A 21,736-nucleotide genomic window follows, 5' to 3' on the forward strand; every position below is an offset into this window, starting at 1 on the left:
CGTAATGCAGTTTTTGTGACATCACTTCCAAGCGTGAAGATCCGATGAAATCTGCTTCAGAAACACATCAACCCTTGAGTCAAGGTCATTGGAAGTGAACAATGTGTTACTTCTTATTTCCATCTGAGAGTCATTCATGACTGCCCCGTACCGTTTACTGGCCTGGCTAGCGCTGCCGTTGTTTGCGCTATGCAGCGCCAATCTATTGGCCGACACCCTGGAGGGCGCCCCCCAGGCGCTGCATTTACTGGATTACATCGGGGCGGATTATCCGGCGACGGTGCAGGCGGGCAAGGTTGTCGACGAGTCTGAATACCGCGAGCAACTGGAATTTACCCAGCGCCTGGAAGGGCTGATCGTTGCGCTGCCAGCCAAACCTGAAAAAGCAGAGCTGACACAAGGCGTCGGCGCCTTGCGCAGCGCCATCACCGCGCATCAGGACGGCGATGAGGTCGCCCGCCTGGCGCGGCAACTTGGGGCCCGACTGGCGGTGGCGTATGAGGTCAGTCAGGCGCCGGTGATCACCCCGGACCCGGCCCGCGGTGCGCCGCTATATGCGCAGAATTGCTCGGTGTGCCACGGTGACAGCGGGGCTGGCGACGGTCCTGCCGGTGTCGGCCTGGAGCCTGCACCCGCCAACCTGCGCGATGGGGCGCGCCTGGATCATCTGAGTCTCTACGCGATCTACAACACGCTTGGCATGGGCGTCGAAGGCACTGACATGCCGGCCTTTGCCGATCAGCTCGACGACCGTCAGCGCTGGGACCTGGCGACGTACATCGCCAGCTTCAGCGCCGATCCGGCGGCCGCTAAAAGCGGACAGACCTTTAACCTCGCTGATCTGGCGCGCCAGACACCGGCCGAAATCCTCGCGGCGCAGGGCCCTGAAGCGGCAGCCACCTTTCGCGCCCAGCGTGCCCAGCCGCCACAAGTGCAGCGTGGCCCGGCGCAGTTGCTCGACTACACCGCCACCACCCTGGACAAGAGCATCGCGGCGTATCGCGCCGGTGATCACGACCAAGCCTATGACTTGTCGGTAGCCGCTTACCTGGAAGGTTTCGAGCTGGTGGAAAGTTCGCTGGATAACGTCGATGCCAATGTGCGCAAGGACACTGAAAAAGCGCTGATGGCCTACCGTCAGTCGTTGCAGGATGGCTTGTCGGTCGAGCAGGCCGAGCAGCGCCTGGACGCGGCCAAGGCCAAGCTGACGGAGTCGGCGAATTTGCTGGGTGGCGACGGTTTGAGCTGGTCGTTGAGTTACATCTCGGGCTTGCTGATTCTGCTTCGCGAAGGGCTGGAAGCGATTCTGGTGCTGGCGGCGATCCTGGCGTTCCTGCGCAATACCGGTCAACAGTCAGCGGTTCGCAGCGTCAACGTCGGTTGGGGGCTGGCGCTGCTGGCTGGTCTGGCGACCTGGGGGCTGGCCGCCTATGTGATTGACGTCAGCGGCGCCCAGCGCGAATTGCTCGAAGGCGCAACGGCCTTGTTTGCCAGTGTGATGGTGCTGTGGCTGGGTGTGTGGATGCACGACCGACGTCACGCGGCGGCCTGGCAGGATTACATCAAGAGCAGTCTGGTGGGCGGCGGCGGACGTTTCGGTTTTGCGATCCTGGCGTTTTTCTCGGTCTATCGCGAGCTGTTCGAAGTGATCCTGTTCTACGAAACCCTGTGGCTGCAAGCCGGTCCCGCCGGGCATGATGCCGTGTTGGCTGGCGGCGCCACGGCGCTGGTGCTGTTGGTGGGGTTGGCCTGGGTGATTCTGCGCGGCTCGGCGAAACTGCCGCTGGCGTTGTTTTTCAGCATCAATGCCGGATTGCTCTGCGCGCTGTCGGTGGTTTTTGCCGGTCATGGCGTGAAGGCGCTGCAAGAAGCCGGGATCTTTGGCACCCGTCCGGTGGCGTTCTTCGATTTCGACTGGCTGGGCATTCACGCCGATGCTTATTCCTTGGCCGCCCAAGTGGTGGCGATCGTGGCCATTTTGGTGTTGTACGGGCGCAGTCGGGTGGCGGAGAAGCGTAGGGTCCAGGTTTCCTGAACAGCATTCGCTGCGCTCATAATCGCGGGCAAGCCTTGCTCCCACAGTCAGTATTCGCCTGTGAGAGCAAGGCTTGCCCGCGATGCTTTTAATTAGAGGAAAAACTCAATGCGTGTATGGATCGACGCCGACGCCTGCCCCAAGGCCGCGAAGGAACTGGTGGTCAAGTTCGCCTTGAAACGCCGCTTCGAAGTGGTGCTGGTGGCCGGCCAACCGCAGATCAAGCCGGCCTTGGCCTGCGTGAAGCTGATCGTGGTGCCCAGCGGGCCTGACGCGGCGGACGATTACCTGGTGGAGCATGCCGTACCGGGTGAGCTGGTGATCTGCAGCGACGTACCGTTGGCTGACCGGCTGGTGAAGAAGGGGGTTGCGGCACTGGATCCGCGGGGCAAGGAGTTCGATGCGCAGAACATGGGTGATCGGCTGGCGGTGCGCAACCTGTTCACCGACTTGCGTGAGCAGGGCCATATGGGCGGCGGGCCGGCAGCGTATAGCGAGCGGGACAAGCAAGGGTTCGCCAATGCGCTGGATCGGATACTGACGCGCTTGGCCCGAACTTCCTGAGTCTGCTCGGACCTCTTGTGGGAGCGAGCCTGCTCGCGATGACGGTGTGTCAGCAAACAGATACATCAACTGAACTGACGCCTTCGCGAGCAGGCTCGCTCCCACATTGAAGGGTGGTGTTACTCGTCATTCTCGTGAGTCAACTCCAGCACCCGGTCCACCAGTTTATTGATCCCCGAAGCCGCTTCGCTGATGTTCTGCGCCAGCATGTAGGCCGGCGTGCTGACCAGCTTGCGCGCAGTGTCTTCGACGATATCGGTGACAGCGCAGTCTTCGTGGATGCCGCCCATTTTGGTAACGGCGGCGGCAGTGTCGGTATCTGTGCCAATGGTACAGGTCACCCCCGGACCATAGATTTTTGCCGCCAGGGCCGGGGAAATGCAGATCAGCCCCACCGGTTTTCCGGCCTCGGCAAAGGCTTCGGTCAGCGCCAGAACCTCAGGCTGGACGGTGCAGCCCGCGCCTTCGACGGCAAAGTTGGAGAGGTTCTTCGCCGCGCCGAAACCGCCAGGCACGATCAGCGCGTCGAAGTCCTCGACGTTGGCTTCGCGCAAATCCTTTACATTGCCCCGAGCGATCCGGGCGGACTCCACCAATACGTTGCGGCTCTCGGGCATCTGCTCGCCGGTCAGGTGATTGATGACCTGCAACTGCGCGATGTCGGGGGCGAAACACTGCACCTGTGCGCCGCGCTGGTCGAGGCGCAGCAAGGTGATCACGCTTTCTTGGATCTCTGCACCGTCATACACGCCACAGCCGGAAAGGATCACTGCAACTTTTTTGCTCATGGGCTTTTCTCCAGATTCATGGCGTTAAATGTCCACTAATTTGTCACTCGTTGCCATAGGGTTATCGAGCAGCTACACCTAATCTGCCGACTATCTCCCTGCTTTGTCTGCTCGGGTTGCGTCATGAATTTCATTCTGTATGCCGTGCCGTTTTTCTTTGTGCTGATTGCCGTCGAGTTGCTGGCCGACCGCTGGCGGGGTGTGAGCCATTACCGCGTGGCAGACGCCATCAACAGCCTGAGCACCGGCGTGCTCTCCACCACGACCGGTTTGCTGACCAAGGGCGTGGGGTTGGTGACCTACGCGTTTGCCTTGGAACACCTGGCCGTTATCCACTTGTCTGCCGACCAGGCCTGGGTCTGGGTATTGGCCTTCGTGTTCTACGACTTCTGTTATTACTGGCTGCACCGCATGGGCCATGAGCGCAACATCCTCTGGGCGGCCCATTCGGTCCATCATCAGAGCGAGGACTACAACCTCTCCACGGCGTTGCGCCAGACCAGCACCGGGTTTGTGTTGAGCTGGATTTTCTACCTGCCGCTGGCGGTGGCCGGCGTGCCCCTGGTGGTGTTCGTCAGCGTGGCGGCGTTGAATCTGCTGTATCAGTTCTGGGTCCACACCCAACACATCCCCAAGCTCGGCTGGCTGGAGTGGTGTTTCGTTACGCCGTCCAATCATCGCGCCCACCATGCACAGAACCCTCTTTACATGGATCGCAATTACGGCGGGGTGTTCATTATTTGGGACCGTCTGTTTCGCACCTTTCAGGAAGAAGACGCTAACGAACCGGTGATTTTTGGCGTGACCACGCCGCTGGCGAGCTGGAATCCGTTGTGGGCCAACCTGCAGTTCTATGCGCAATTGTGGGCGGATGCGCGACGGGCAGAGCGCTGGCGAGACAAGCTACGGATCTGGTTTATGCCCACCGGTTGGCGTCCGGCGGATGTGGCGGCGCGGTACCCGCTGAACAAGCCGGACCTGAGTCAGTTCCGCAAATTCGAGGTGCCGCTGGACGGCCGCCAGCAGTGGTACGTGGCGTTGCAGTTCTGTACCTACATTGCGCTGGGCAGTTACCTGATGAACCTGGAGAACAGCCTGTCGGTTGCTGCCCTGGTGTTGGGTTGGGGCACGGTGGCGCTGGGTTTGTTTGTGTTGGGCGTGGCCCTGGAGAATCGCCCGTGGGCCCTGAGGCTGGAGCTGTTGCGGCTGGTCCTGAATTTACCACTGGTGTGGCTGGCGCCGCTGGTGGGGTTGTGGCCGGCCAGCCCCGTGGCCTGGGTTGGGTTGCTCAGCTACAGCCTGCTCAGTGGCATCGGGCTGTATTGCTGTCGCAGCCGGGTCACTCGGCTGGCGTCGTAGGCTCGTGGGTCCTGGCTTGCTCCAGCCGTTCGGCTTCGAGGACTTTCCTGGCCAGCCGTGCATTCTTGATACGTCGACGCAGCCACAGGCACAACCCCAGCACCAGCAGGGCACCGAGTACCCACAATTCATATTTCTTGATGCTGCCCAGCATGCCTTCGAGCACCGCGCCGAAGTGGTACGCGGCGGCGGCCAGGGCAGTGGCCCAGATCGCCGCGCCGATACCGTTGAGCAACAGATAGCGGCCCGGCGGATAGCCCGACAGCCCGATGGCCACCGGCATGACTGTGCGCAAGCCGTAGACGAAGCGAAAACTCAGGACCCAGATGTCCGGATGCCGGCGAATGTGCTCCAGCGCCCGATCGCCCATCAACTGCCAGCGAGGTTTTCGCGCCAGTAGCCTGCGGCCGTGCTTGCGCCCCATGAAGTACCACAACTGATCGCCCGCGTAGCTGCCGCAGAACGCCACCACCACCACCAGATTGATGTCCATGTAGCCACGGAACGCCAGGAAGCCTGCGAGCACGAGGATGGTTTCGCCTTCGAAGAACGTGCCGATAAACAAGGCCAGGTAGCCGAAGTCATGGAGAAATTGCTGGAGCATTGTCTGGGTGCTGGCGAAATGAACGCGCAGCCTAACCCTTCGGACACATTCAGGAAAGTATCGAGATGTGTCTCGACGTGAACATTTCCTGCAACGACAATGACTGCGACGACGGGACGCAGGTGCACATATCTGTCATCTGTTCGTCATAATGGCCGTCTATAACTGTCACGCTCGCCCGTCAGCGCGGGCTCAGGAGTCTGCCGTGAGCTTTACCCCCGCCAATCGTCTGTTCCCCGCTACCCGTCTGCGTCGCAATCGCCGTGATGAGTTCTCTCGTCGGCTGGTGCGTGAAAACGTGCTGACCATTGATGACCTGATCCTGCCGGTGTTCGTGCTGGACGGTGAGAACCGTCGCGAGGCCGTGGCATCGATGCCCGGGGTAGAGCGCCTGACCATCGACCTTTTGCTTGAAGAAGCCGCCAAGTGGGTCGAGCTGGGTATTCCGGCGCTGGCGCTGTTCCCGGTCACGCCTGCCGGGCTCAAGTCCCTGGACGCCGCCGAAGCCTGGAACCCCGATGGCATCGCCCAGCGCGCGACCCGTGCCCTGCGTGCCCGTTTCCCGGAACTGGGCGTGATCACCGACGTGGCGCTGGACCCGTTCACCACGCATGGGCAGGACGGCATTCTCGATGAAGAAGGCTATGTGCAGAATGACATTACCGTCGATGCACTGGTCAGGCAGGCGTTGTCTCACGCCGAGGCCGGTGCCCAGGTGGTGGCGCCGTCGGACATGATGGACGGTCGCATCCAGGCGATCCGTGAGGCGCTTGAAGTGGCCGGTCATGTCAATGTGCGGATCATGGCCTACTCGGCCAAGTACGCCAGCGCCTATTACGGCCCGTTCCGTGATGCGGTCGGCTCGGCGCTGAATCTGGGCAAGGCCAACAAGGCCTCTTATCAGATGGACCCGGCCAACAGCGAGGAAGCCTTGCACGAAGTGGCGGCGGACTTGTCAGAAGGGGCTGATATGGTCATGGTCAAGCCGGGCATGCCTTACCTCGACATTCTTTGCCGGGTCAAAGACGAATTCAAAGTACCGACCTTTGTCTATCAGGTCAGCGGCGAGTACGCCATGCACATGGCGGCAATCCAGAACGGCTGGTTGGGCGAAGGAGTGATCCTTGAGTCCTTGACCGCTTTCAAACGTGCAGGAGCTGATGGCATCCTGACTTACTTTGCTGTGCGCGCCGCCCAATTGTTACGAGAGCAGAAATAGCCTCCCAGGAACTTGTGATGAATACCGAAGGACTCTCTGAAGTTGCCGTAAAAGACGCTCAGCCCGTGGTCGAGCAGGTCGCCGAAACACCGCCGGAGCATGAGGCCGTGCCTACGCCGCCGGTGGTGCCCGAGGCCCCCGTGGCCCCTGCGATTGTCATTCCCAACCTGGATGACAGCAGCCTGTACATCCATCGCGAGCTGTCGCAACTGCAGTTCAACATCCGCGTGCTGGAGCAGGCGCTGGACGAGTCCTACCCGCTGCTGGAGCGGCTCAAGTTCCTGCTGATCTTTTCCAGCAACCTGGACGAGTTCTTCGAGATTCGCGTCGCCGGCCTGAAAAAGCAGATCACCTTCGCCCGTGAACAGGCCGGTGCCGACGGCCTGCAGCCCCATCAGGCCCTGGCACGGATCAGCGAGCTGGTCCACGGCCACGTGGACCGTCAGTACGCGATCCTCAACGACATCCTGTTGCCGGAGCTGGAGAAACACCAGGTCCGCTTCATTCGTCGCCGCTACTGGACCACCAAGCTCAAGACCTGGGTTCGCCGCTATTTCCGCGACGAGATCGCACCGATCATCACGCCGATCGGCCTCGACCCGACGCACCCGTTCCCGCTGCTGGTCAACAAGAGCCTGAACTTCATCGTCGAGCTCGAAGGGATCGACGCCTTCGGTCGCGATTCCGGCCTGGCGATCATCCCCGCGCCACGCTTGTTGCCGCGCATCATCCGCGTGCCGGAAGACGTCGGCGGCCCCGGTGACAATTATGTGTTCCTGTCGTCGATGATCCACGCTCACGCCGATGACCTGTTCCAGGGCATGAAGGTGAAGGGTTGCTACCAGTTCCGCCTGACCCGTAACGCCGACCTGTCGGTAGACACCGAAGACGTCGAAGACCTGGCCCGCGCCCTGCGCGGCGAGCTGTTCTCGCGCCGCTACGGTGATGCGGTGCGCCTGGAAGTGGCCGACACTTGCCCCAAACACCTGTCCGACTACCTGCTCAAGCAGTTCAACCTGCATGAGACCGAGCTGTATCAGGTCAACGGTCCGGTCAACCTGACCCGACTGTTCAGCATCACCGGTCTGGACAGCCATCCGGAACTGCAATATTTGCCGTTCACTCCGCAGATCCCGAAGTTGCTGCAAAACAGCGAGAACATTTTCAGCGTGATCAGCAAGCAGGACATTCTGCTGCTGCACCCGTTCGAGTCGTTCACGCCCGTGGTCGACCTGCTGCGCCAGGCGGCCAAGGATCCCCACGTATTGGCGGTGCGCCAGACCCTGTATCGCAGCGGCGCCAACTCGGAAATCGTCGACGCCTTGGTGGACGCGGCGCGTAACGGCAAAGAGGTCACGGCAGTGATCGAATTGCGGGCGCGCTTTGATGAAGAGTCCAACCTGCAACTGGCCAGTCGTCTGCAAGCGGCCGGTGCGGTGGTGATTTATGGTGTGGTCGGCTTCAAGACCCACGCCAAGATGATGCTGATCCTGCGGCGCGAGGCCGGCGAGATCGTGCGTTACGCCCACCTGGGCACCGGCAACTATCACGCCGCCAACGCCCGTCTGTACACCGACTACAGTTTGCTGACCTCCGACGATGCCTTGTGCGAAGACGTCGGCAAGCTGTTCAGTCAGTTGATCGGCATGGGCAAGACCCTGCGCATGAAAAAACTGCTGCACGCGCCGTTCACCTTGAAAAAGGGCATGCTCGACATGATTGCCCGGGAGACGCAGTTCGCCCTGGACGGCAAGCCGGCGCACATCATCGCCAAATTCAACTCGCTGACCGATCCGAAGATCATCCGCGCGTTGTACAAGGCCAGCCAGTCGGGCGTGCGCATCGACCTGGTGGTGCGCGGCATGTGCTGCCTGCGGCCGGGTATCCCGGGGGTTTCCCACAACATCCATGTACGCTCGATCATCGGCCGCTTCCTGGAACATACCCGGGTGTTCTACTTCCTCAACGGTGGGGAGGAGCAGATGTTCCTGTCCAGCGCCGACTGGATGGAGCGCAACCTCGACAAGCGCGTCGAGACCTGCTTCCCGGTGGAAGGCAAGAAGCTGATCCTGCGGGTCAAGAAGGAGCTGGAAAGCTACCTCACCGACAACACCCACAGCTGGAGCCTGCAATCGGACGGTCGCTATATCCGCAACACGCCGACCGGCAACCAGAATGCCCGCAGCGCCCAGGCGACATTGCTGGAGCGCTTGGGCAGCCCGTTGCTGACGGTTCGTTAAGAGGTAGAGGCAGGCTTAGCTTTTGTGGCGAGGGAGCTTGCTCCCGCTGGGCTGCAAAGCGGCCCTGAATTCTTGGGAGGGCTTCGCCCTCCCGCGGGAGCAAGCTCCCTCGCCACAGGGATTGCAGCTCACTCCAGTGAGCAATCAGTGGATGTTCAGCACAATCCCGACTCGGGTAAGCCATTCGGCTTCCTGGGCGAAGTCAGCCTGGGTCAGTTGGTTCTCTTCCAGCCAGCCTTCGGGAAACAGCACATCCAGTTGAGCTCCGTCGGCGCGCAGGACCACCTGGGGCATTTCCTGGGTACCGCGGATGTGGTGGAACAGGATCGCAAAGCGCAGCAGCACGCACAGACGAATCAGTTTGATGCCGTCATTGCCGAACTCGGCGAATTTATCCCTGGGAATATTGCGCCGGTGGCCACGCACCAATAGCGCGAGCATCTGCTGGTCTTCGCGGGAGAAGCCTGCCAGGTCCGAATGCTCGATCAGGTAGGCGCCGTGTTTGTGGTAGTGATAGTGGGCGATGTCCAGGCCCACCTCATGCACCTTGGCGGCCCAGCCCAGCAATTCGCGCCAGACCCCGTCGTTCAGATCCCAGTCGTCGGCCACTTGGTCGAAGGCGTGCAGCGCCTTGCGTTCGACCCGTGCGGCCTGTTCCTGATCGACGTGGTAACGCTCCATGAGCGAGCCCAGGGTGCGCTCACGGACGTCTTCATGGTGATGGCGCCCGAGTAGGTCATAGAGCACGCCTTCGCGCAGGGCGCCCTCGCAGTGGTCCATGCGTTGCAGTTCCAGAGCGTCGAAAATTGCTTCGAGGATCGCCAGGCCCGCCGGGAAAATCGCCCGGCGGTCAGGCTTGATGCCTTCGAAATCGATTTTGTCCGAGTCGCCGAGCTTGAACAGCCTGCGCTTGAGCCAGGCCAGGCCTTCGGCGTTGACCTCGCCAGTGCCATGGCCGCCGGCCTTGAGGGCCAGGCCAATGGCGCGAATGGTGCCCGAGGAGCCAATGGCTTCATCCCAGGTCAGGCGGTGCAGGGCATGTTCGATGCTCATGATTTCCAGACGAGCCGCCGTATAGGCCTGGGCGTAGCGCGCCGGGGTGATCTTGCCGTCGCGGAAATAACGCTGGGTGTAGCTGACGCAACCCATTTGCAGGCTTTCGCGCAGCAGCGGCTCGAAGCGCTGGCCAATGATGAATTCGGTACTGCCGCCACCGATGTCCGCCACTAGGCGTTTGCCCGGTGTGTCTGCCAGCGTATGGGAGACACCGAGGTAAATCAGACGGGCTTCTTCACGCCCGGAAATGACTTCCACCGGATGGCCGAGGATCTCTTCGGCGCGGTGGATGAATTCGCCGCGGTTGCGCGCCTCGCGCAATGCGTTGGTGCCCACGATCCGTACCGCGCCCAGGGGCATGCCGTTGATCAGTTGGGCGAACCGCTTGAGGCAATCGAGCCCGCGCTGGATGGATTCTTCGCTCAGCTGGCGCTCTTCGTCGATGCCGGCGGCCAGTTGGACCTTCTCGCCGAGCCGCTCAAGAATTCGGATTTCCCCGTTCTGGGCCTTGGCGACGACCATGTGGAAGCTGTTGGAGCCCAGGTCTATGGCTGCGATCAGGGACAGATTCTTGGCTTGGGATGGCGGCATGGTCAAAAAGTCTCGGTCGATAACCTTGCCATCCTGCCACGATCAACCGCTTACGCCAACGCAAAGGCGACCGCTTCGCGTCAATCGCGAGCAGGCTCGCTCCCACAAGTGACCGAGTCGCGATCGAAGTGGGAGCGAGCCTGCTCGCGATGAGGCCAGAAACGGCGCAGCAGAACCTCAGGTCGCCGACTCGACCGTCCCGATAAAATTCGCCAGTTCCACCGTCTGCGGATCGGCGAACAGCACCTTGGGGTCCCCCGTCTCATGCACCTTGCCCTGGTGCATGAACACCAGCTTGTCCCCTACTTCACGGGCGAAGCGCATCTCGTGGGTGACCATGATCAGGGTCATGCCGTCCTTGGCCAGCTGTCGCACCACGCCGAGCACTTCATTGACCAGTTCCGGGTCCAGGGCGGAGGTGATTTCGTCGCACAGCAGTACTTTTGGCGACATCGCCAGGGCGCGGGCGATGGCGACCCTCTGTTGCTGGCCGCCGGACAGGCGGTCCGGAAAGGCGTCGAATTTCTCCCCGAGTCCGACTCGCTCCAGCATCTGACGTGCCAATTCAGCCGCTTTGGCCTTGGATACTTTTTGAACAACCTGCGGCGCGAGCATCACGTTCTCACCGACGGTCAGGTGCGGGAACAGGTTGAATTGCTGGAACACCATCCCGACTTTCTGCCGCAGGCTGCGCAGATCGGCGCGGCCGGCGTCGAGGTATTCGCCGTCGACTTCAATCACGCCGTCGTTGATCGACTCCAAACCATTGAGGGTGCGCAAGAGGGTGGATTTGCCCGAACCGCTGCGACCGATGATCGCCACGACCTGGCCTTCCTCGACGCTCAGGTCGATGCCTTTAAGCACGTGGTGATCGCCGTAGTATTTATGCAGGGCGGAAATTCTAAGCAGAGGCATGCAGTCTCCTTTCCAGGTAGCGCGCACTGAGGGACAAGGGGTAGCAAAGCAGGAAGTAACCGAGGGCCACCAGGCCGTACACCATGAACGGCTCGAACGTGGCGTTGGCGAGCATGCCGCCGGTCTTGGTCAGTTCGGTAAAGCCAATGATCGAGGTCACTGCCGTGCCCTTGACCACTTGCACCGAAAACCCCACGGTCGGCGCCACGGCGATGCGCAAGGCCTGGGGCAGGATCACGTAGCGCAACTGCTCCAGCGGGTTGAGGGCCAGGCTCGCCGAGGCTTCCCACTGGCCGTTGGATATCGCGTCGACGCAGCCACGCCAGATCTCCGCCAGATAGGCACTGGTAAACAGCGTCAAGGCAATCGCCGCTGCCATCCACGGCGAGATTTCCACCCCGGCCAGGGCGACGCCGAAGAACACCAGGAACAGCTGCATCAACAGCGGTGTGCCCTGGAACAGCTCGATGTAGGTGCGAGCAATATTGCGGGGCAGGGCGCTTTTGGAAATGCGCAGCACCATCACCAGCAAGCCGATCACGCCGCCCCCGATAAACGCCACCAGCGACAATGCCAGGGTCCATTGCAGGCCCGTGAGCAGGTTGCGCACCACGTCCCAGAAAGTGAAATCGCTCATTGGCTGCTCCTGGCAATGTAGCGGCGCCCCACCCAGTTCAGGAACTGGCGGATCAACAGCGCCATGCACAAGTAGATCAGCGTGGTCAGTGCATAGGTTTCGAACGCGCGGAAATTACGGGACTGAATGAAGTTGGCGGCAAAGCTCAGCTCTTCGGTGGCGATCTGCGAGCAGACCGCCGAGCCGAGCATCACGATGATGATCTGGCTGCTCAGGGCCGGCCAGACCTTGCCCAGCGCCGGCAGCAGCACCACATGACGAAAGGCTTCGAAACGGCTCATTGCCAGAGCCGCGGCGGCTTCCAGCTGCCCACGCGGAATGGCCTGGATGCCGGCGCGGATGATCTCGGTGGAGTAGGCTCCGAGGTTGATCACCATTGCCAGTACCGCTGCTTGCCATTCGGATATCTGCAAACCCAGGGACGGCAGGCCGAAGAAAATGAAAAACAGCTGCACCAGGAATGGCGTGTTGCGGATCAGCTCCACGTACACGCCGAAGATCGCCGCGAACGGACGAATATGCCACGCCCGCACCACGGCACCGACGATGCCCAGGCCAACCCCGAGCAGCGCGCCGATGGCCGTCAACTCCAAGGTGAACAAGGCACCGCGCAACAGCAGCTCGGTGTTCTGCACCACCGGCATAAAATCGAACTGATAAGCCATGCTCAACCTCTCAGGCGACGGTCAGAGATCGGCCGGCAGCGGCTGCTTGAGCCAGGTCTGGGAGTTTTTCTCCAGGCTGCCATCGGTCTTGGCAGTGGCCAGGATCTGGTTGACCTTGTCCAGCAGCGCCGGCTCGTTCTTGTTCACGCCCACATACACTGGCGAATCCTTGAGTTTTACTTTCAGCGCCGGGACGCGCTTGGGGTTGCGTTCGCTGATTGCGACCATCACCACGTTGCCGCTGGCGATCAGGTCCACCTGACCGGCCAGGTAGGCGGCGATGGTCGAGTTGTTGTCTTCAAAGCGTTTGATCGTGGCGCCTTGGGGAGCGACCTTGGTCAGCTCGATGTCTTCGATGGCGCCGCGGGTGACGCTGATGGTCTTGCCCTTGAGGTCGTCCAGGCCATTGATGGCGGCGTCGGGCGGGCCGAATACCGCGAGGTAGAACGGCGCGTAGGCGCTGGAGAAGTCGATGACTTTTTCACGCTCGGGGTTCTTGCCCAGGCTGGAGATCACCAGGTCAACCTTGCCGGTGGTCAGGAACGGAATGCGGTTGGTGCTGTTGACGGGGGTCAGTTCAAGCTTGACCTTGAGCTGATCGGCCAGCAGTTTCGCGGTGTCGATGTCCAGGCCGCGCGGCTTCATGTCCGGGCCAACCGAGCCGAACGGCGGGAAGTCCTGGGGGACTGCGACTTTGAGGGTGCCACGCTTGACCACGTCTTCCAGGCCGTCCGCTTGAGCGGGCAGATGAGTGAGCATCAGGCTGGCGAACAGGGCGGTAAGCAGGGCGCTGTAACGCTTGATCATGGCGAATCTCCGCATCGGTGATGTGATTTCTGCGTTCGGACAGAGCACAGGCCATGCCAAGCTGGTTTTTAATCTGCCAAAGCCACGGTTTTACTGGCGGGATGAGGTCTTACTGGTCTGAACAGTTGCGCCGCGTTTCGCACCGTTATCGAGCGTTGGTATTTGCCGCCGAACCCAAGTGGAGCACGACTTGCCGGGCGCGGCGTTTAGCTTTACAACTGGTCGCTCACTGGCCCGGTTCGTCTGAAAAACCATGAATTCCATCTCTCGCGCGGTGCCCGAAGTGGCGCTGCAAGCCATCCGTAAACTGATCGTCGATGAAGGCTTCGCTCCTGGGGATGCGCTGCCGTCGCAACGGGACCTGGCGTTGCAACTGGGGGTGAGTCGCGCCTCGCTGCGTGAAGCGCTTTCATCGTTGAGTGCGCTGGGCGTCATCAGCGTACAGCCGGGCAAGGGTGTGTTCGTGCAGTCGTCGGTGGAGGTTTCGCGCAGCGAACTGGCCCCGGGCTGGCCGTTCGCGGCCCAGGCTTTGCCGGTGGATATCTTCCAGTTGCGTTATGCCCTGGAGGGTTTCGCGGCCGGGTTGGCGGCGGTGACGTTGAGCGCCGATGAACTCGACACATTGGAGGACAACGTCGAGGCCATGCGTCGGGAGCTCAAGGCAGGGGATTTCGACGCAGCGGCGCGGCTGGATTTCGAGTTCCATCGGCGCATCCTGCAGGCCAGCGGCAACCAGGCGATGCTGAGTATTCTCACCGCCAGCGCCGACATCTTCCTGGAGAGCCAGAAACTGCCGTTCATCAGGGCGGAGCGGGCGATGGAGACCTGGCAGGAGCATCGCAAGATCCTTCGGGCCCTGGCCCGTCGCGCTTCGGGTGGCGCGCAAAAAGCCATGCAGGAACACGTACGTAACGCCGCACTGCGCACCGGAATTTCCTTCGTGGCCCCGGCTGCCCCATGACGGGCGTCATACCTAAATACATCAGACACCATAGCGAGACTCAATCAACTGCGGCTTCCTGAACCCGGTAAGGGCAGCTATGATGGGCCACGTTTTTTTGCTGACAATCCCGGAGATTCCATGAGCAGCGATCTGATCAAACATGTTAGCGACGCTAGCTTCGAGGCTGACGTACTCAAGGCCGAAGGCGCGGTACTGGTCGACTATTGGGCTGAGTGGTGCGGTCCATGCAAAATGATCGCCCCGGTCCTGGACGAAATCGCTGACACCTACGCTGGCAAGCTGACCATTGCCAAGCTCAATATCGACGAGAATCAGGAAACCCCGCCCAAGTATGGCGTGCGTGGTATCCCGACGCTGATGCTGTTCAAGAACGGTAATGTCGAAGCCACCAAGGTTGGCGCACTGTCGAAGTCGCAACTGGCTGCTTTCATCGACGCCAACATCTAAGCGCCGAATGCTGTTGAAAAAGCCCCGCTAATCGCGGGCCTTTTTTCGTTACTCGGGGCTAGACGCTCGCAAACCCAGGTGTTACATTCGGCCCCGCACTGGTTTCTCCTTTGCCCCCTGCAAGCCGTCGCCGACGCACTCCTTTCGAATAAGTACGCGATCCTGTCGCCTTCTCCGCGGCGCGGCCTCATTAAGCCAAAAAGCTTAATTTCCCCCCTCCATAAATGATTACGTCATTCCTATATGAATCTGACTGAACTCAAGCAAAAGCCGATTACCGAACTGCTCGAATTGGCCGAACAGATGGGCATAGAAAATATGGCCCGTTCGCGCAAGCAGGACGTGATTTTCTCCCTGCTCAAAAAGCACGCGAAAAGCGGCGAGGAAATCTCCGGTGATGGCGTGCTGGAGATTCTCCAGGACGGCTTCGGCTTTCTCCGCAGACGCTTCCTATCTTGCCGGCCCAGACGATATCTACGTCTCGCCGAGCCAGATCCGTCGTTTCAACTTGCGCACCGGTGACACCATCGTTGGCAAGATCCGCCCTCCGAAGGAAGGCGAGCGTTACTTCGCGCTGCTCAAGGTCGACACGATCAACTTCGATCGTCCGGAAAACGCGAAGAACAAGATTCTCTTCGAGAACCTGACCCCGCTGTTCCCGACCGTGCGCATGAAGATGGAAGCCGGTAACGGTTCCACCGAAGACCTCACCGGCCGGGTCATCGACCTGTGCGCACCTATCGGCAAGGGCCAGCGCGGTCTGATCGTGGCGCCGCCGAAAGCGGGCAAGACGATCATGCTGCAGAACATCGCGGCCAATATCGCTCGTAACAACCCTGAAGTTCATCTGATCGTGCTGCTGATCGACGAGCGTCCGGAAGAAGTGACCGAGATGCAGCGCACCGTGCGCGGCGAAGTGGTTGCCTCGACGTTCGACGAGCCGCCGACCCGCCACGTGCAGGTTGCCGAAATGGTGATCGAGAAGGCCAAGCGCCTGGTCGAACACAAGAAAGACGTGGTGATCCTGCTGGACTCCATCACCCGCCTGGCCCGTGCCTACAACACCGTGATCCCGAGCTCCGGCAAGGTGCTGACCGGTGGTGTCGATGCCCACGCCCTGGAGAAACCGAAACGTTTCTTCGGCGCCGCGCGCAACATCGAAGAAGGCGGCTCGCTGACCATCATCGCCACCGCGCTGGTTGAAACCGGCTCGAAGATGGACGAAGTGATCTACGAGGAATTCAAAGGCACCGGTAACATGGAACTGCCTCTGGATCGCAAGATCGCTGAAAAGCGCGTCTTCCCGGCCATTAATATCAACCGTTCCGGCACCCGCCGCGAAGAGTTGCTGACCGCCGACGACGAGCTGCAGCGTATGTGGATCCTGCGCAAGCTCCTGCATCCTATGGATGAAGTCGCTGCCATCGAGTTTTTGGTCGACAAGTTGAAGCAGACCAAGACCAACGATGAGTTCTTCCTGTCGATGAAACGCAAGTAATCGATCAGGCAGGGCAGCAAAGCCGGGGAAACCCGGCTTTTTGCTATCCGTGCATTCACTATTTTGAACGGGCGGCGTTAAACTCGGGCCCCCGAACGCCACGGCTACCATGAGGCTTTTGCATGCAGTATCGCGACTTGCGCGACTTTATCAGCGGTCTGGAACAGCGCGGCGAACTCAAGCGCATCCAGTTGCCGGTGTCCCCCGTACTGGAAATGACCGAGGTCTGCGACCGTACGCTGCGAGCCAAAGGCCCGGCGCTGTTGTTTGAAAACCCGACCGGTTATGACATCCCGGTGCTGGGCAACCTGTTCGGCACGCCGGAGCGCGTGGCCTTGGGCATGGGCGCCGAAGCCGTCAGCGAATTGCGCGAGATCGGCAAGCTGCTGGCGTTTCTCAAGGAGCCTGAGCCGCCCAAAGGCCTGAAGGATGCGTGGTCCAAGCTGCCGATTTTCCGCAAGATCATTTCCATGGCGCCGAAAGTCGTCAAGGACGCCATCTGCCAGGAAGTGGTGATCGAAGGCGACGATGTCGACCTGGCAATGTTGCCGGTGCAGACCTGCTGGCCGGGCGACGTGGGGCCGCTGATTACCTGGGGCCTGACCGTCACCAAAGGTCCGAACAAGGACCGTCAGAACCTCGGTATCTACCGTCAGCAGGTCATTGGCCGGAACAAGGTCATCATGCGCTGGCTGAGCCACCGTGGCGGTGCACTGGATTACCGGGAATGGTGTGAAAAACATCCTGGGCAACCGTTTCCGGTGTCCGTGGCCCTCGGCGCGGACCCGGCGACCATTCTCGGCGCTGTCACGCCAGTGCCTGACAGCCTCTCCGAATATGCTTTCGCCGGGCTGTTGCGTGGCAACCGCACCGAACTGGTGAAATGCCGCGGCAACGACCTGCAAGTGCCGGCCACTGCCGAGATTATTCTTGAAGGCGTGATCCATCCCGGCGAAATGGCCGATGAAGGTCCGTACGGCGACCACACCGGCTACTACAATGAAGTCGACAGCTTTCCGGTGTTCACCGTCGAGCGCATTACGCATCGGATCAAGCCGATTTACCACAGTACCTACACTGGCCGTCCGCCTGATGAGCCGGCCATTCTCGGGGTGGCTCTGAACGAAGTGTTCGTGCCGATCCTGCAGAAGCAATTTCCCGAGATCACCGACTTCTACCTGCCGCCGGAAGGCTGCTCTTACCGCATGGCCGTGGTGACCATGAAGAAGTCGTACCCGGGGCATGCCAAGCGGGTCATGCTGGGGGTCTGGTCGTTTTTGCGACAGTTCATGTACACCAAGTTCGTTATTGTCACTGACGACGATATCAACGCACGAGACTGGAACGACGTGATCTGGGCCATCACCACGCGCATGGACCCCAAGCGTGACACGGTGATGATCGAGAATACGCCGATCGATTACCTCGACTTTGCCTCGCCGGTGTCCGGCCTGGGGTCGAAGATGGGACTCGATGCCACGCACAAATGGCCCGGTGAAACCACCCGTGAGTGGGGCCGGGTGATCGTCAAGGATGAAGCCGTTACCCAACGGATCGATGCCATCTGGAATCAGTTAGGAATAGATTGATGCGTGTAACCTTGCAGCCTTCCGGGGCGGTGTTGGATATCCGGCCCGCCGAGCGGATTCTCGATGGCGCGCGACGCCTGGGCTACGAGTGCCCGCAAAGCTGCCGCAATGGCAACTGCCATGTCTGTGGTGCGCTGTTAGTGGAAGGCCGCGTGGAGCAGGCGGGTGAAGTGCGCGATCACGGTGAGATTTTCACCTGCATTGCCGAGCCCCTGGAGGACTGCGTGGTGCTCTGGGATGGCGTGCTGTCACCGGGCGAGTTGCCGGTGCGCAGCCTGGCGTGCCAGGTCACTGAATGCGCCGATGTGGGCGGTGATGTCTGGCGAGTACGCTTGCGCGCGCCGGCGGGCAAGCCGCCGCGCTATCACGCGGGGCAGTACCTGATGATCGAGCGGGAAAATGGCGAGAAATCGGCGTTTTCCCTGGCCTCGGCGCCGCATTCGGGGCGCGAGCTGCAATTGCACGTATTAGTGCGCGAAAACAGTGCGCAGACGCTGCTGGAGCAACTTCAGCGTAACCCCAATGTGCGCATCGAAATGCCCTTTGGCGACACCCATTTGTCCGAGTTGCCGGAGGGCCCACTGGTGTTGATTGCCGCCGGTACCGGCATGGCGCAGATGCACAGCCTGATCGAACATTGCCGCGCAGCGGGTTTCAAACACCCGGTGCATCTGTATTGGGGTGTGCGGCGTCCGGAAGATTTCTATGAAATCGAGCATTGGGATGAGTGGAAAAAACTGCCGAACCTGTATCTGCACAAAGTCGTCAGCGACCTGTGCGGCTGGACAGGTCGTTGCGGGATGCTTCACGAAGCTGTGTGCGAGGACATCAGCAATCTCAAGGATGTGCATGTCTACGCCAGCGGTTCGCCGGCCATGATCTATGCCACGCTCGATGCCTTGGTAGAGGCCGGAATGGATGCCCACCAAATGCGCGCCGACGTGTTTGCCTATGCGCCGCGCTCTTGAGCCGCGCTCTTGAACGGCTCTTGAAGCTTGATTGAGGTCTGTTTTTTTGTAGCGAGAGGATTTCAGCTTTGTGGGAGCAAAGCTTGCTCGCGAAACAGGCACCTCGGTCTCTGAAAGACAGCGTCGCTCTCATCGCGGGCGAGCCTTGCTCCCACAGGGTCATATACCTGGCGATATATCGATTCGATATTTAGTACGCACACTAGATGTCGTTAAGGTATATGCCTGAGTTTCAGGCATTCATGGCATCCAACTTGCCTTGATTCTGATCAGCGTCAGTGTCATGACGGCGCTACCAACTTCCGACCCGCGAGGAGCCAACTGCTACCGGCCATGACCGCTATCGAATCCGCCTTTGCCAGCGCCCCATACCCGCCACGCCTCGACCTGGGGCCGCAGCTGACCCATGAGCAGCTGCGCACGTCGATGCAATCGACCATGAGTCTGCACCAGGGCGGGCCAGTGTGGTTGTTCGCTTATGGTTCGTTGATCTGGCGGCCGGAATGCACGGCGGTGGAACGGGTGCGCGGCCGCGTCCACGGTTATCATCGCGGTTTGTATTTGTGGTCTCACGAACACCGTGGCACTCCGGAGTTGCCGGGGCTGGTGTTTGGACTGGATCGCGGCGGTTCGTGCAGCGGTTTTGCCTATCGATTGCCGCAGGACAATCTTGAGGATTCGTTGTTCGCCCTATGGCAGCGCGAGATGCCGTTCCCGTCCTACCGTCCGCACTGGCTCAGTTGCCGTCTCGAAGATGGCAGCCGGGTGCAGGCCTTGGGGTTTGTGCTGGAGCGGCACCTGCCCAGCTATGCCGGCAACTTGCCGGATCATGTGCTGAGCCAGGTGTTCGAAAGCGCCTGTGGGCGCTATGGCACCACTCGCGATTATGTCGAGCAGACCATCCACGCCCTGCGCAGCCACGCCATGCCAGACCGGAATCTGGAGGCGCGGCTCAAACGCTGTAAATCAGCCCTGGATCAGGCCACCGCTTCGCGGCTCTGACTGGCGATTTGCTTGTGCCACAAGGTTGGCGCGAGGAACGCCATCGCCAGCAGGCAAGCACCCACCAGCAATACAAAACCACCGTTCCAGCCGAAATGGTCCACCGTGTAGCCCATGGCAGCACTGGCCGCGACCGAGCCGCCCAGGTAGCCAAATAGCCCGGTGAAACCTGCGGCGGTGCCAGCGGCCTTTTTCGGCGCCAGTTCCAGAGCCTGCAAACCGATCAGCATTACCGGGCCGTAGATCAGAAAGCCAATGGAAACCAGGGCGATCATGTCCACGGTCGGGTTGCCGGCCGGGTTCAGCCAGTACACCAGTGTCGCCACGGTCACCAGCGCCATGAACACCATGCCCGTCAGGCCCCGGTTGCCGCGGAAGATTTTGTCCGACATCCAGCCGCACAGTAACGTGCCGGGGATGCCTGCCCACTCATACAAAAAGTACGCCCAGGAGGTTTTATCCACCGTGAAGCCTTTGGCTTCCTTGAGGTAGGTGGGCGCCCAGTCCAGCACGCCGTAGCGCAGCAGGTAAACAAAGACGTTTGCCATGGCGATGTACCAGAGCATTTTGTTGCGCAGCACGTACTTGACGAAGATTTCCTTGGCGCTGAACTCGTTCTCGTGACTGGCGTCGTAGCCTTCCGGGTAATCGTTCTTGTATTTTTCGATCGGCGGCAGGCCTACCGATTGCGGGGTGTCGCGCATGGTCGCGAAGGCAAACAGCGCCACCAGTAGCGCCACGGCCGCCGGTACATAAAACGCCGCATGCCAGTCATTGAACCAGCCCATTCCCAGCAGGAACAACGGCCCAATCAAGCCACCGCCGACGTTATGCGCCACGTTCCAGACGGACACCACACCGCCGCGTTCTTTCTGCGACCACCAGTGCACCATGGTCCGGCCGCTGGGTGGCCAACCCATGCCCTGAGCCCAGCCATTGATGAACAGCAGGATGAACATCATGGTTACGCTGGATGTTGCCCAAGGCGCGAAACCGAAAATGAACATCACCCCCGCCGAGACCAGCAAACCGAATGGCAGGAAATAGCGCGGGTTGGAACGGTCGGACACCAGGCCCATCAGGAACTTCGAAAGCCCGTAGGCGATGGCAATGGCCGACATGGCCAGACCCAACTGACCCCGGGTGTAGCCTTCGTCGATCAGGTACGGCATGGCCAGGGAGAAGTTTTTGCGCAGCAGGTAATAACCGGCGTAGCCGATGAAGATGCCGGCGAAAATCTGCCAGCGAAGGCGTCGGTAGGTGCTGTCTATTTTTTCTTCAGGCAGGGGCGCCTGATGTACGGCAGGACGAAAGAAAGCAAACATTCAAGGGCTCCAGATTCTTGTTATGACTGCGGATGCGAATGTTACAGTTTCGTTACCGAAAATAGCATCGCTTCTCATCACTTAAACAATGGAAATTTCCCTGAATGAATGTTCTTAAATGAACATGTCGCTCAGACATACGCCGATGGCGTTGTAGGAATTGCCTTGTAAGGTCTCTTTACTCCTGCACTCCATCGTTGCGGGACAAGAAAGTAGGAAACGTCCTTCAACCAACACAGAAGTCTCGCCATTCAACTAATGAGCCTCGCTCTTTACCCTTCACGTTTCTGCCGGAGCTGGCATTCAGGTGAGGAACGGTATGAGGGGGTGTGCTGTGATGCTGCTGTGCTTGGGCAGTGCGAGTTGGGCCGCTCAGGTTTTATGGGTGCCCGAGAACAATCCCGAGCCAGCCTCCCCGGCAGCGCAGACGCAAGCCGTGGAATCGTTGGAATTCCATCCGGAG

The 21,736-nt window shown here is 60.4% G+C and carries 18 protein-coding genes and 1 pseudogene; 11 read left to right on the forward strand and 8 right to left on the reverse strand.

Annotated features, from left to right (window positions below; genetic code table 11):
- Window positions 1-136 precede the first annotated feature (136 nt).
- Together PSH91_RS01390 and PSH91_RS01395 are read left to right on the forward strand one after the other, a co-directional pair.
- Window positions 137-2,035 (forward strand): FTR1 family protein, encoded by a 1,899-nt coding sequence (locus tag PSH91_RS01390; RefSeq protein ID WP_305467083.1) that lies wholly within the window; start codon window positions 137-139, stop codon window positions 2,033-2,035.
- 108 nt (window positions 2,036-2,143) lie between these two features.
- Window positions 2,144-2,599, forward strand: a complete 456-nt coding sequence (locus tag PSH91_RS01395) for a YaiI/YqxD family protein (RefSeq protein ID WP_047226107.1) — start codon at window positions 2,144-2,146, stop codon at window positions 2,597-2,599.
- A gap of 119 nt (window positions 2,600-2,718) precedes the next feature.
- Here the strand turns inward: PSH91_RS01395 and elbB are convergent, their stop codons facing one another.
- Window positions 2,719-3,387, reverse strand: a complete 669-nt coding sequence (gene elbB, locus PSH91_RS01400) for an isoprenoid biosynthesis glyoxalase ElbB (protein WP_047226106.1) — start codon at window positions 3,385-3,387, stop codon at window positions 2,719-2,721.
- Between the two features lie 123 nt (window positions 3,388-3,510).
- Here elbB and PSH91_RS01405 point away from each other — a divergent pair, with 123 nt between their 5' ends.
- Window positions 3,511-4,746 carry a sterol desaturase family protein gene (locus PSH91_RS01405; RefSeq protein ID WP_047226105.1) on the forward strand — a complete coding sequence of 412 codons (1,236 nt, stop codon included), beginning with the start codon at window positions 3,511-3,513 and terminating at the stop codon, window positions 4,744-4,746.
- Here the strand turns inward: PSH91_RS01405 and PSH91_RS01410 are convergent.
- Window positions 4,727-5,350 (reverse strand): DedA family protein, encoded by a 624-nt coding sequence (locus tag PSH91_RS01410; protein ID WP_047226104.1) that lies wholly within the window; start codon window positions 5,348-5,350, stop codon window positions 4,727-4,729. The two genes, PSH91_RS01405 and PSH91_RS01410, sit on opposite strands and share 20 nt — an antisense overlap.
- A gap of 205 nt (window positions 5,351-5,555) precedes the next feature.
- Between PSH91_RS01410 and hemB the strand changes: the two genes are divergently transcribed.
- Together hemB and ppk1 are read left to right on the forward strand one after the other, a co-directional pair.
- Window positions 5,556-6,569, forward strand: coding sequence for a porphobilinogen synthase (hemB, locus tag PSH91_RS01415; RefSeq protein WP_160893864.1), 1,014 nt, complete (start codon window positions 5,556-5,558; stop codon window positions 6,567-6,569).
- Between the two features lie 17 nt (window positions 6,570-6,586).
- Window positions 6,587-8,809 (forward strand): polyphosphate kinase 1, encoded by a 2,223-nt coding sequence (ppk1, locus tag PSH91_RS01420; RefSeq protein ID WP_047226102.1) that lies wholly within the window; start codon window positions 6,587-6,589, stop codon window positions 8,807-8,809.
- 144 nt (window positions 8,810-8,953) lie between these two features.
- Here the strand turns inward: ppk1 and ppx are convergent, their stop codons facing one another.
- From ppx to PSH91_RS01445, 5 genes are all read right to left on the reverse strand, one after another.
- Window positions 8,954-10,456, reverse strand: coding sequence for an exopolyphosphatase (gene ppx / locus PSH91_RS01425; protein WP_047226101.1), 1,503 nt, complete (start codon window positions 10,454-10,456; stop codon window positions 8,954-8,956).
- Between the two features lie 177 nt (window positions 10,457-10,633).
- Window positions 10,634-11,371, reverse strand: a complete 738-nt coding sequence (locus tag PSH91_RS01430) for an amino acid ABC transporter ATP-binding protein (RefSeq protein WP_047226100.1) — start codon at window positions 11,369-11,371, stop codon at window positions 10,634-10,636.
- Window positions 11,358-12,008, reverse strand: coding sequence for an amino acid ABC transporter permease (locus tag PSH91_RS01435; RefSeq protein WP_076383065.1), 651 nt, complete (start codon window positions 12,006-12,008; stop codon window positions 11,358-11,360). Before PSH91_RS01435 ends, PSH91_RS01430 begins: the two co-directional genes overlap by 14 nt.
- Complete coding sequence (locus tag PSH91_RS01440) at window positions 12,005-12,673, reverse strand: amino acid ABC transporter permease (RefSeq protein WP_092452819.1); 669 nt, start codon at window positions 12,671-12,673, stop codon at window positions 12,005-12,007. Before PSH91_RS01440 ends, PSH91_RS01435 begins: the two co-directional genes overlap by 4 nt.
- Before the next feature lie 21 nt (window positions 12,674-12,694).
- Entirely contained in the window at window positions 12,695-13,480 is a 786-nt protein-coding gene (locus tag PSH91_RS01445) for a transporter substrate-binding domain-containing protein (protein WP_047226097.1), read from the reverse strand.
- 253 nt (window positions 13,481-13,733) lie between these two features.
- Between PSH91_RS01445 and PSH91_RS01450 the strand changes: the two genes are divergently transcribed.
- The 6 genes and pseudogenes from PSH91_RS01450 (at window position 13,734) to PSH91_RS01475 (ending at window position 19,948) form a co-directional block, all read left to right on the forward strand.
- Window positions 13,734-14,441: a FadR/GntR family transcriptional regulator gene (locus tag PSH91_RS01450; protein WP_305467086.1), complete on the forward strand. Its 708-nt coding sequence runs from the start codon at window positions 13,734-13,736 to the stop codon at window positions 14,439-14,441.
- Window positions 14,442-14,561: 120 nt separating this feature from the next.
- Window positions 14,562-14,891 (forward strand): thioredoxin TrxA, encoded by a 330-nt coding sequence (trxA, locus tag PSH91_RS01455; protein WP_047226095.1) that lies wholly within the window; start codon window positions 14,562-14,564, stop codon window positions 14,889-14,891.
- Window positions 14,892-15,134: 243 nt separating this feature from the next.
- A pseudogene (rho, locus tag PSH91_RS01460) lies at window positions 15,135-16,389 on the forward strand (transcription termination factor Rho).
- A 122-nt stretch (window positions 16,390-16,511) separates the two neighbouring features.
- Window positions 16,512-17,978: a 4-hydroxy-3-polyprenylbenzoate decarboxylase gene (ubiD, locus tag PSH91_RS01465; protein ID WP_305467088.1), complete on the forward strand. Its 1,467-nt coding sequence runs from the start codon at window positions 16,512-16,514 to the stop codon at window positions 17,976-17,978.
- Window positions 17,978-18,946, forward strand: coding sequence for a CDP-6-deoxy-delta-3,4-glucoseen reductase (locus tag PSH91_RS01470; RefSeq protein WP_076383063.1), 969 nt, complete (start codon window positions 17,978-17,980; stop codon window positions 18,944-18,946). Before ubiD ends, PSH91_RS01470 begins: the two co-directional genes overlap by 1 nt.
- Window positions 18,947-19,279: 333 nt before the next feature.
- On the forward strand, window positions 19,280-19,948 hold the full coding sequence (locus PSH91_RS01475) for a gamma-glutamylcyclotransferase (protein WP_047226092.1): 669 nt from the start codon (window positions 19,280-19,282) through the stop codon (window positions 19,946-19,948).
- On the opposite strand, the gene glpT is transcribed toward PSH91_RS01475, so the two are convergent.
- Complete coding sequence (gene glpT, locus PSH91_RS01480) at window positions 19,924-21,273, reverse strand: glycerol-3-phosphate transporter (RefSeq protein ID WP_047226091.1); 1,350 nt, start codon at window positions 21,271-21,273, stop codon at window positions 19,924-19,926. The two genes, PSH91_RS01475 and glpT, sit on opposite strands and share 25 nt — an antisense overlap.
- Window positions 21,274-21,736 lie beyond the last annotated feature (463 nt).

The organism is Pseudomonas sp. FP1154, from assembly GCF_030687245.1.
In the GTDB taxonomy this organism is placed as follows: domain Bacteria; phylum Pseudomonadota; class Gammaproteobacteria; order Pseudomonadales; family Pseudomonadaceae; genus Aquipseudomonas; species Aquipseudomonas rhizophila.

Excerpts from the sequence above, each read along its gene's own strand:
- PSH91_RS01390 (WP_305467083.1), top strand. The coding sequence starts at position 137 with ATGACTGCCCCGTACCGTTTACTGGCCTGGCTAGCGCTGCCGTTGTTT.
- PSH91_RS01395 (WP_047226107.1), top strand. The coding sequence starts at position 2,144 with ATGCGTGTATGGATCGACGCCGACGCCTGCCCCAAGGCCGCGAAGGAA.
- elbB (WP_047226106.1), bottom strand. The coding sequence starts at position 3,387 with ATGAGCAAAAAAGTTGCAGTGATCCTTTCCGGCTGTGGCGTGTATGAC.
- PSH91_RS01405 (WP_047226105.1), top strand. The coding sequence starts at position 3,511 with ATGAATTTCATTCTGTATGCCGTGCCGTTTTTCTTTGTGCTGATTGCC.
- PSH91_RS01410 (WP_047226104.1), bottom strand. The coding sequence starts at position 5,350 with ATGCTCCAGCAATTTCTCCATGACTTCGGCTACCTGGCCTTGTTTATC.
- ppk1 (WP_047226102.1), top strand. The coding sequence starts at position 6,587 with ATGAATACCGAAGGACTCTCTGAAGTTGCCGTAAAAGACGCTCAGCCC.
- ppx (WP_047226101.1), bottom strand. The coding sequence starts at position 10,456 with ATGCCGCCATCCCAAGCCAAGAATCTGTCCCTGATCGCAGCCATAGAC.
- PSH91_RS01430 (WP_047226100.1), bottom strand. The coding sequence starts at position 11,371 with ATGCCTCTGCTTAGAATTTCCGCCCTGCATAAATACTACGGCGATCAC.
- PSH91_RS01435 (WP_076383065.1), bottom strand. The coding sequence starts at position 12,008 with ATGAGCGATTTCACTTTCTGGGACGTGGTGCGCAACCTGCTCACGGGC.
- PSH91_RS01440 (WP_092452819.1), bottom strand. The coding sequence starts at position 12,673 with ATGGCTTATCAGTTCGATTTTATGCCGGTGGTGCAGAACACCGAGCTG.
- PSH91_RS01445 (WP_047226097.1), bottom strand. The coding sequence starts at position 13,480 with ATGATCAAGCGTTACAGCGCCCTGCTTACCGCCCTGTTCGCCAGCCTG.
- PSH91_RS01450 (WP_305467086.1), top strand. The coding sequence starts at position 13,734 with ATGAATTCCATCTCTCGCGCGGTGCCCGAAGTGGCGCTGCAAGCCATC.
- trxA (WP_047226095.1), top strand. The coding sequence starts at position 14,562 with ATGAGCAGCGATCTGATCAAACATGTTAGCGACGCTAGCTTCGAGGCT.
- ubiD (WP_305467088.1), top strand. The coding sequence starts at position 16,512 with ATGCAGTATCGCGACTTGCGCGACTTTATCAGCGGTCTGGAACAGCGC.
- PSH91_RS01470 (WP_076383063.1), top strand. The coding sequence starts at position 17,978 with ATGCGTGTAACCTTGCAGCCTTCCGGGGCGGTGTTGGATATCCGGCCC.
- PSH91_RS01475 (WP_047226092.1), top strand. The coding sequence starts at position 19,280 with ATGACCGCTATCGAATCCGCCTTTGCCAGCGCCCCATACCCGCCACGC.
- glpT (WP_047226091.1), bottom strand. The coding sequence starts at position 21,273 with ATGTTTGCTTTCTTTCGTCCTGCCGTACATCAGGCGCCCCTGCCTGAA.